The sequence below is a fragment of the Bradyrhizobium sp. SHOUNA76 genome (assembly GCF_023006445.1).
Classification (GTDB): domain Bacteria; phylum Pseudomonadota; class Alphaproteobacteria; order Rhizobiales; family Xanthobacteraceae; genus Bradyrhizobium.
On the sequence record NZ_JALBHA010000268.1, the window covers coordinates 1 to 8,643 of the forward strand.

At 63.8% G+C, this 8,643-nt stretch carries 9 protein-coding genes; 2 read left to right on the forward strand and 7 right to left on the reverse strand.

The annotated features are described in order from the left end of the window. The 4 genes from MOV74_RS23765 to MOV74_RS23780 form a co-directional block, all read right to left on the reverse strand. On the reverse strand, positions 1-818 hold an 818-nt coding region (locus MOV74_RS23765), incomplete at its 3' end, for a dihydrodipicolinate synthase family protein (RefSeq protein ID WP_246927869.1). 74 nt (positions 819-892) lie between these two features. After that, the gene (locus MOV74_RS23770; protein ID WP_246927876.1) at positions 893-1,876 is read right to left on the reverse strand and encodes a TRAP transporter substrate-binding protein; all 984 of its coding nucleotides are present in this window, start codon (positions 1,874-1,876) and stop codon (positions 893-895) included. A gap of 23 nt (positions 1,877-1,899) precedes the next feature. Then, positions 1,900-3,165 carry a TRAP transporter large permease gene (locus MOV74_RS23775; RefSeq protein WP_246927879.1) on the reverse strand — a complete coding sequence of 422 codons (1,266 nt, stop codon included), beginning with the start codon at positions 3,163-3,165 and terminating at the stop codon, positions 1,900-1,902. Further along, positions 3,165-3,788: a TRAP transporter small permease gene (locus tag MOV74_RS23780; protein ID WP_404979163.1), complete on the reverse strand. Its 624-nt coding sequence runs from the start codon at positions 3,786-3,788 to the stop codon at positions 3,165-3,167. The genes MOV74_RS23775 and MOV74_RS23780 overlap by 1 nt, the downstream gene beginning before the upstream one ends. A 213-nt stretch (positions 3,789-4,001) precedes the next feature. On the opposite strand from MOV74_RS23780, the gene MOV74_RS23785 reads away from it, so the two are divergent. Continuing rightward, positions 4,002-4,685, forward strand: a complete 684-nt coding sequence (locus tag MOV74_RS23785) for a GntR family transcriptional regulator (protein WP_246927881.1) — start codon at positions 4,002-4,004, stop codon at positions 4,683-4,685. A 164-nt stretch (positions 4,686-4,849) separates the two neighbouring features. Here MOV74_RS23785 and MOV74_RS23790 read toward each other — a convergent pair whose 3' ends face one another. From MOV74_RS23790 to dctP, 3 genes are read right to left on the reverse strand one after another with little or no spacing between them, the layout of a single operon-like run. Further along, positions 4,850-6,208 carry a TRAP transporter large permease gene (locus MOV74_RS23790; RefSeq protein WP_246927883.1) on the reverse strand — a complete coding sequence of 453 codons (1,359 nt, stop codon included), beginning with the start codon at positions 6,206-6,208 and terminating at the stop codon, positions 4,850-4,852. Continuing rightward, positions 6,205-6,759: a TRAP transporter small permease gene (locus MOV74_RS23795; protein WP_246927885.1), complete on the reverse strand. Its 555-nt coding sequence runs from the start codon at positions 6,757-6,759 to the stop codon at positions 6,205-6,207. Before MOV74_RS23795 ends, MOV74_RS23790 begins: the two co-directional genes overlap by 4 nt. Continuing rightward, on the reverse strand, positions 6,756-7,778 hold the full coding sequence (dctP, locus tag MOV74_RS23800; RefSeq protein ID WP_246927888.1) for a TRAP transporter substrate-binding protein DctP: 1,023 nt from the start codon (positions 7,776-7,778) through the stop codon (positions 6,756-6,758). The genes MOV74_RS23795 and dctP overlap by 4 nt, the downstream gene beginning before the upstream one ends. Before the next feature lie 331 nt (positions 7,779-8,109). Between dctP and MOV74_RS23805 the strand changes: the two genes are divergently transcribed. Continuing rightward, complete coding sequence (locus MOV74_RS23805; protein WP_036027965.1) at positions 8,110-8,355, forward strand: pentapeptide MXKDX repeat protein; 246 nt, start codon at positions 8,110-8,112, stop codon at positions 8,353-8,355. Positions 8,356-8,643: the final 288 nt, after the last annotated feature.

Below are 8,643 nucleotides of genomic sequence, written 5' to 3' on the forward strand. Positions count from 1 at the left end.
GGGCGGGTCAGCGCGGTGCCGCGGCCCATGATGTGCTCGCACAGCTTGATGCACTGGACGAGGTCCGGCCGCGCATCGAGATGCAACAGCGGCATGAACCATTCGTAGAGCGGCATCGCCTCGGCGAAGCGCCCCGCCTTGGCGAGGCGGAACAGCGTCTCGCCCTCACGCGGGAACGCGTTCGACATGCCCGAGACCCAACCCACCGCGCCCATCGCGACGCTCTCGACGATGACGTCGTCGAGCCCCGCGAACAGCACGAAGCGGTCGCCGACCATGTTGCGGGTGTCGATGAAGCGCCGGGTGTCGCCGGAGGAATCCTTGAAGCAGACGACCGTCTCGACGTCCGCCAGCGAGGCCAGGATGTCGGGGGTGACGTCGTTCTTGTAGATCGGCGGATTGTTGTAGAGCATCACCGGTAGGTCGGTCGCGGTGGCGACGGCGCGGAAATGCGCGGCGGTCTCGTGCGGCTTGGACGAATAGACCAGGGCTGGCATCACCATCACGCCGTCGATGCCGACACGCGCGGCTTCCTTGGCGGTCTCGACCGCGAAAGCGGTGGTGAATTCCGCGATACCACACAGCACGGGCACGCGGCCGGCCGCGACCGACTTCGCGGTTTCCATGATCGCGACCTTCTCCTTGCGCTCAAGCGACGTGTTCTCGCCGACGGAGCCGCAGACGATCAGGCCGGAGACGCCATCGCGGATCAACCCGTCCATCACCTTGGCAGTTGCGTCGATATTGAGCGACAGGTCGTCATTGAATTGCGTGGTAACGGCCGGGAAGACGCCTTCCCAGGAAACGTGGCGGGTCATGATTTCACTCCAAGTGAAGTTGCCGGCGGGGGGCTGGATCCGCCGGGTCGTTGTGAAGAGGATGGCGAATGGAATTAGAGCGTCGCGCCGACCTTGCGCAGCTCGGCGAGAACGGGTGCCTTGGGCAGCCAGATCTTGTCGAACTCGGCAATGACGGCCTCGGTATCCTTTGCGTCGACCTGGCGGATCGGGATCGGCGCCTTCTTGAAATTCTCGATCAGCGCCGGCTCGTTGCCGGCAAGCTCGTCGATCTGCGCGTCCAGCGTCGACTTCACCAGCTTGGTGATCAGCTCGCGGTCGGCGGGCGGCAGTGACTGCCAGACCCGGCCGGAAACGACGGCCGCCATCGGCATGAAGACGGCATTCATCTGGAGGATTACCTTGGAGACCTTGTCGAAGCGCTGATTCCAGGAGAATTCGAGATCGGCCTCGAGGCCGTCGACCTGGCCGTTGGCCATCGCGTCGAACACCTGCGGCGTCGGGATCGGGGTGGGCGCAGCACCCAGCGAGGAATAGAAATCGCGATAGACCGGCGTCGGGTTGATGCGCAGCTTCATGCCCTTGATGTCGGCCAGCGTGTTCAGGTCCCTTGAGGAGAACACCGCGCGCATGCCGGTGATGCCCCAGCCGAGCCCGATCGTGCCGGTCTCCTGCGGCAGCACGTCGAACAGTTTCACCGCCGCCGGATGCCGCACGAATTTCGCGACCGACGGCGTCGAACGGACGATGTAGGGCGCGTTGATCGCGGCGATGTGCGGCACGCGCGACCCAAGCTCGGCGGCCTGGATGAAGCCCATGTCGAGCGCGCCGGACTGCAATTGCTGCATCATCGCGGTCTCATTGCCGAGCTGGCCGGAATGGAACACGGTCAATGTCAGGCGACCATTGGATGCCGCCTTGAGATCGTCGCCGAATTTGAGCGCGGCCTTGTTCCAGGAATGGCCGTTCGGCGTGATCAGGCCGAGGCGGAATTCCTTGGCCTGGGCGAGCGCCAGCGACGGCGCGAACACCCATGCGGCGGCACTGGCGGCGAGAAAGCGGCGGCGTGAAAGCGGCATGGTCGGGCTCCTTTTGGATGGGCCTATTTGATGAGGATCAGCGAGAGCGACGGATAGAGCGAGAGCAGCACCAGCAGGACGCAGGAGATGACGAAGAAGGGCAGCGTCACCATGAACATCTTGCCGGGCTTGGCGCCGGTGACGGCGGCCGCGACGAAGAAGCAGAGCCCGACCGGCGGCGACAGCAGGCCGAGCACCAGGTTGATCACCACCACGACGCCAAAATGCCTGGGATCGATGTGATAGACCTCGGTCGCGACCGGCAGCAGGATCGGCACCGTCATGATCAGGCCGGGAATGCCGTCGATGACAGTGCCGATCACCAGCAGGATGACGTTGCAGATCAGCATGAAGCTGATCGGGTCCTTGGCGGCCGACTGGATCCAGCTGGCGGTTTCCTGCGGCACCTTGCCGAAGATCAGCACCCAGGAGAACACGGCCGCGGCGGCGACGAGAAACAGCACGATCGCCGAATAGATGGCACTGCGCAGCATCATCTGCGGCAGCTGCGAGAACTCGAACTCCCTGGTCCAGAACTTTCCGACCAGGGCTGCGGCGACCGCGCCGACGGCGGCGGATTCCGTCGCATTGGCGAGGCCACCGAGAATGGTGCCGACGATGACGATCGGGATCAGCAGCGTCGGAGACGTCCGCAGGATCGTCATGACGCGCTGGCGCGGCGTCTGATAGTCCGCCCGCGGATAGTTGTAGATGTATCCCATCAGCGCGATGACGAGGCCGAACATGACCGTGAGGATCACGCCCGGCACGATCCCGGCGATCAGCATGTCGCTGACCGAGACCTGCGCCAGCACGCTGTAGACCACGAACATCACAGACGGCGGGATGATCGGGCCGAGCATGCCGCCATAGGCGGTGAGGCCGGCCGCAAAGGTCTTGTCGTAGCCCTTCTTCTCCATCTCCGGCACCATGATCTGGGCCATGATCGCGACCTGCGCGGTGGCCGATCCCAGGATCGAGGAGATGAACATGTTGGCGAGGATGTTGACGTAGGCGAGCCCGCCCTTGAGCGAGCCGACGAAGGCCATCGCCATGTCGACGATGCGCCTTGTGATGCCGCCGCCGTTCATGATCTCGCCGATCAGGATGAAGAGCGGGATGGCGATCAGGCCGTAGCTGTCGACGCCCCCGAACAGCTGGAGCGGATAGGACTGGAACAGCACCGGGTTGCCGGATGCGGCGATGTAGACAAGGCCGGCGAGGCACAGGCACAGCCCGATTGGCACGCCGACCAGCATGAACGCCATGAAGGCCGCAGATGTGATCATCAGTTGACCCCATCCAGCTCGGAGAGCTGAAAGCCCGTCAGTGGCGTGCGCGGGACCAGCCCGATATCTTCCAAGAGATTGGCGAGACCGTGAATGGTCATCGACACCGCGAAGATCGGCAGCGTCAGGTACATCATCCAGGTCGGCCAGTTCAGCGTCTGGGTGTGCTCGGTATAGAGGAAGTTGAAGGTCTCAGCCGCGAGCTTGCGCCCGTCGAAGCCGACGCGTGCCAGCCCCACCGGGTCCATCCAGAGCACGCAGGTCACGATCAGGGCGACGCCGAACACGACGACGAGGCCGGTCGAGATCACCTTGGCGAGCTTCTGGTGCTGCGGCGAAAGACGCTCCGTCAACATGGTCACCGCGAAGTCGAGCCGCAGCCGCGTCATCGCGGACGCCCCGATGAAGGTCAGCCAGACCACGCAATAGACGGCGGATTCATCGATCCAGTAGATCGGGAAACGCGAGTAGCGGGTGACGACGTTCACCAGGATCAGACCGGTGAGCAGATACATCAGACCCATCAGCGCCAGGCGCTCGAAAGCGAGCAGGGCACTCGACATCCGGACGATCGTACGTCGGACGCTGAGCGCGCGCGTGGCCGGCATCGTCTGCTCGATCATGAAGAGGCCCCAACCCCGAAGATTTGTCGTGCGATTGCCAAATGTATAATTTATACATTTTGGGAGTCAAACAGAGATTGCGATCAATTCGGCAGCAGGGCGCGCTTTTGCTGGGCACTTCTTTTGTGGCGGCTCGGCTTTTGCCGGGCACCTCGACATGCAAGACAGGGACCGCGTCGGCCGAACGAGTCGGGAAGGACAACAGAAGGTCAGATGAAACAGCCTCTGAAGCATCGCACCTTGTCGGCCGCGATTGTCGATCAGCTCCGCCAGGCGATCCTCGACGGTACCTATCCGGCCGGATCGCAACTGCGCCAGGATGCGCTCGGTGAGGCCTATGGCGTCAGCCGGATCCCCGTTCGCGAAGCGCTGTTTCAGTTGGAGGCAGAAGGCCTCGTGCGCATCGTTCCGCAGAAGGGCGCCATCGTCTCGGAGCTGTCGCTGGACGAAATCAACGATGTCTTCGACCTGCGCCGTATCCTGGAGCCGCGATTGCTGGCGCAGTCGGCGCCGCGTTTCACGGCAGAGGATTTCAAGGGGCTCGACGATATTCACAAAAGCTTCGAGAAGGCGATCAAGGCGCGCAATGTCAGTGAATGGGGGCAGCTCAACGCCGACTTTCACATGGCGCTCTACGTGCACGCCGCGCAGCCGCGCACCCGTGCAATCGTGCTGTCGCTACTCCAGACCAGCGACCGGTACACCCGCCTCCAGCTCTCCAACACCAAGGCGATGGGGACAGCGGAAAAGGAGCATGCCCATCTGATCGCGCTCTGCCGCGCGCAGAAGGTTGACGAGGCCTGCCGCTTCCTGGAGCGGCACATCGAGGCGGTGCGCAAGGATCTGTTGCAGGTGGTGGCGAACGCGCCGAAAGCGCGGCGGAAGGAGAAACCGTAGGGTGGGCAAAGGCGCACTTGCGCCGTGCCCACCTTCTGTCCGCCATCGCGATGGAAGTGGTGGGCACGCTGCGCTTTGCCCACCCTACGGAAGCTTTGCCGCCCTGCGGACCGCGCTTTGCGCGGCCGCTGGTCTAACCCACCCTACGGCAGTTGTGATTGCCTCTACCTGCTTCCGTCAGGCCCCATCACCAGGTCCGGCAGCCCGGTCGAAATCGCCGGAAAGAAACACAGCAGCAGCACCGCGAGCATCATCAGCAGCACGAAGGGCAGGGTACCCCAGATCACCTCGCGCAGGGGGATGTCGGGCGCGACGTTGCGGATGACGAAGATGTTGAGGCCGACCGGCGGATGGATCAGCCCCATCTCCATCACGATGGTCATGACCACGCCGAACCAGATGATGTCGAAATTGGCGGCGCGGAGCGGCGGCAGGATGATCGGCGCCGTCATCAGGATGATCGAGACCGGCGGCAGGAAGAAGCCGAGCACGACGACCATGACGAGGATCGCAAACAGCAGCTCCCAGCGCGGCAGGTGCATCGCGACGATGGATTCTGCCACCGATTGCGAGATGTGCAGATAGCTCATCACGTAGGAGTAGAGCAGCGACATGCCGATGATCATCATCAGCATGGTCGATTCCCGGATCGTCGATTTCATGATCGGGGCGAGGTCGCTCGGCCGCCACACGCTGTAGATCGCGGCGATCAGCGCCAGCGCCAGCAGCCCGCCGAGGCCGGCGGTTTCCGACGGCGTGGCGTAGCCGCCATAGAGCGCGATCATGACGCCGGTCAGCAGCAGCACAAAGGGGATCACGCGCGGCAGCACGCTGAAGCGTTCGGCCAGCGTATACTCGTCGCGGGCGAGGATCGCGGCTTCCGGTCCGCCGTTCTTGTAGATCTCTTCGGCCGCGGCATATTCCTGGCGGAAGCGGATCACGGCGTAAGCGCCGAACAGCGAGACCAGCAGCAGGCCGGGGCCGATGCCGGCGAGGAACAGCCGCCCGAGCGACTTTTCCGCAGCGACCGCGAACAGGATCATGGTGATCGAGGGCGGCAGCAGGATGCCGAGCGTGCCTCCGGCGGCGATGATCCCTGCGGCAAAGCCGCCGGAATAGCCGCGCTTGCGCATCTCGGGGATGCCGGCCGAACCGATCGCCGAGCAGGTCGCGGGCGAGGACCCTGCCATTGCCGCGAACAGCGCGCAGGCGAACACGTTGGCAACGCCGAGACCGCCGGGCACGCGATGCAGCCAGGCATGCAGGGCCGAATAGAGATCCTGGCCCGCGCGCGACTTGCCGATCGCGGCGCCCTTCAGGATGAAGAGGGGGATCGACAGCAGCGTGATCGAGGCCATTTCCTCGTAGACGTTCTGCGTCACCGTATCGAGAGAGGCTGAGGGCATGTAGATGGCCATGAACACGACCGCGACCGCGCCGAGCGCGAACGCAATCGGCATGCCCGAGAACATTATCAGCAGCGTCGCAACGCCGTAGGCAACGCCGATACCGAACACGCTCATGGACGCCTGGCTCCGGTGAAGGGCAGCGCAAGCTGCACGAGGATCTGGATGCAGAGCAGGCTCATGCCAAGTGCCATCAGCGAATAGGGGATCGCCAGCGGCGGCGACCACATCGAGTTGGAGACCTGGCCGTCGACATAAGCTTCATGGGCCAGTGTCCAGGACTTCCAGGCGAAGAAGGCGCAGAACAGGAACGTGGCAGCGTCGACCAGCCAGAGCCGGATCTTGTTCGCCAGCGGCGACAGCAGACCGACGAAGGCCTCGATGCCGATATGGCCGCGGTTCTGCTGCACATAGGCCGCCGTCATGAAGGTCGCTCCGACCAGCAGGAACACGGCGGCCTCGTCCTGCCAGTAATTGGCAGCCTTGAACAGCGCGCGGCTGAGCACGCTGTAGCTCAGGATCATGCAAGCGGCGATCAGAGCGACCGCTGCGAACACCACGATGATGGTGTTGAGGATGGCAAGGCCGCGATCGATCGCTGCCGCAGGGCCTGTGCCCGCGACAGCGTTTGCCGGGTCATCACGATCCGGAAGCGGACCGTGGCTCATGCCGCGACGTCGGTGGCGAGCTTGAGCAGGTTTGCCGCGGTCGTGGTCTTGGCACTGTAATCCTTCCACGCCGTGTCGCGCGCGATGTCACGCCACTTGCCGACGGTCGCAGCGTCGAGCGCAGAGACCTTCGCGCCCGCCTTCTCGTAGACCTTGGCGACCTCGACGTCGTCGTCCTGCGCGCCCTTGCGGCCGAAGGCTTCGAGTTCGGTGCCCACCGTGAGCAGGATGTCCTGCTGGTTCTTCGGCAGCTTGTCGAAGATCGCCTTGGACATCATCAGCGGCTCGAGCATGAACCAGTACGAGGCGCCCGCACCCGAGGTCAGGGATTTGGCGACCTCTTCCAGACGGAACGAGATCAGGCTGGTCGAGGAGGTGATGCCGGCATCGCAGGCGCCGGTCTGCATCGCCGCGTAGATTTCGTTCGACGGCACGGACAGCACCGAGGCGCCGGCGGTCTGCAGCACCATGTCCATCTCGCGCGAGCCGCCGCGCACCTTCAGGCCCTTGGCATCTTCCGGCGCCACGATCGGCTTGGAGCGGCTGGCGACGCCGCCGGCCTGCCAGACCCAGGAGAGCAGGATGATGCCCTTATCGGCGAGGAAATCGGTCAGCGCCTTGCCGACCGGTTCCTTCTTCCAGCGCAGGCCCTGGTCGTAGGTGGTCACAAGGCCGGGCATCAGGCCGATATTGGTCTCGGGCAGCTCGCCGCCGGCATAGGGCATCGGATAGAGCGAGATGTCGAGCGCGCCCTTGCGCATTGCGGAGAACTGCGCGTTGGTCTTGATCAGCGAGGAGTTCGGATAGATTTCGGCGGCGATGTCGCCATTGCTGCGCTTGGCAACTTCGGCGGCGAACATGCGGCAGAGCCGATCGCGGAAATCACCCTTGTCGATGGTGCCCCCCGGAAACTGGTGCGAGATCTTCAGCGTGGTGGCGGCCTGTGCGGTGCCGGTGCCGAAGCGGAGAATGGCGGGTGTGGCGACAGCGGTCGCGAGCAGATGGCGGCGCGTGAGCATGATCTGATCCCCTTGGGCGGTTCTTTGAACGGCTCTTGTTTGGCGTGATTGGTCTGGGTTTCCGAGACCGGCGCGTAGGTCCATCCTAGCCGGTCTTTCGCCCGATGATCTCTCATCTGATAGTTCGAGACCGAATGCCGCGGCAAGTGCTGGACGTGCTGCGCTGCACACTTCCGATCCCCGCTGCAGGCCCTGGCTCGTCCGAACGACGGATCGCAGCGGGATCGCCAAAATTTATCGGCGGCGGCGTAACAAGGCGGGCCGTCCATCCGTCGAAATTGAATAGCGGCGTCCGTCGCTGACAAACACCACCTCGAAGGGAAGATGATCCATGACCATTCGCACCCGTATCGTGCTCGGCGTCTCGGCTGCCGCTCTCTCGCTTGGCCTCGCGTTTGCGCCGGCCGCCTTTGCTCAGGACAAGATGGGCAAGGATGACGGGATGATGAAGAAGGATACGATGTCCAAGGACGGCATGATGAAGAAGGACACGATGTCCAAGGATGACGGCATGAAGAAGGACCACATGTCGAAGGACGGGATGAAGAAAGACGACGGGATGATGAAGAAGAACTGATCTTCGACCGGCGCTGCAGCGTTTGCGATACGCAGACGCGCGGTCTCGAACTTCCCTGGGGCGGTCGTGGACCGCCCCAGAAGCAGGTATCAGTTCAATTCAATTGAACGTGAGGTGTGATCGTTACTTGCGCTTGGCCTTGCGGGCGGCGTAGCGGGCGTCACGCTTGGCCTTCTGCTCGGCCTCGACTTCAGCCAGCTTGGCGACCGCGTCTTCCGCCTCGCGGGCGATCCGCGCCGCCTCCGCGGCTGCCGCTTCCTCCGCGACGCGCTTCTGCTCGGCCTTTTC

Excerpts from the sequence above, each read along its gene's own strand:
- MOV74_RS23785 (WP_246927881.1), top strand. The coding sequence starts at position 4,002 with ATGAAACAGCCTCTGAAGCATCGCACCTTGTCGGCCGCGATTGTCGAT.
- MOV74_RS23770 (WP_246927876.1), bottom strand. The coding sequence starts at position 1,876 with ATGCCGCTTTCACGCCGCCGCTTTCTCGCCGCCAGTGCCGCCGCATGG.
- dctP (WP_246927888.1), bottom strand. The coding sequence starts at position 7,778 with ATGCTCACGCGCCGCCATCTGCTCGCGACCGCTGTCGCCACACCCGCC.
- MOV74_RS23780 (WP_404979163.1), bottom strand. The coding sequence starts at position 3,788 with ATGATCGAGCAGACGATGCCGGCCACGCGCGCGCTCAGCGTCCGACGT.
- MOV74_RS23775 (WP_246927879.1), bottom strand. The coding sequence starts at position 3,165 with ATGATCACATCTGCGGCCTTCATGGCGTTCATGCTGGTCGGCGTGCCA.
- MOV74_RS23795 (WP_246927885.1), bottom strand. The coding sequence starts at position 6,759 with ATGAGCCACGGTCCGCTTCCGGATCGTGATGACCCGGCAAACGCTGTC.
- MOV74_RS23805 (WP_036027965.1), top strand. The coding sequence starts at position 8,110 with ATGACCATTCGCACCCGTATCGTGCTCGGCGTCTCGGCTGCCGCTCTC.
- MOV74_RS23790 (WP_246927883.1), bottom strand. The coding sequence starts at position 6,208 with ATGAGCGTGTTCGGTATCGGCGTTGCCTACGGCGTTGCGACGCTGCTG.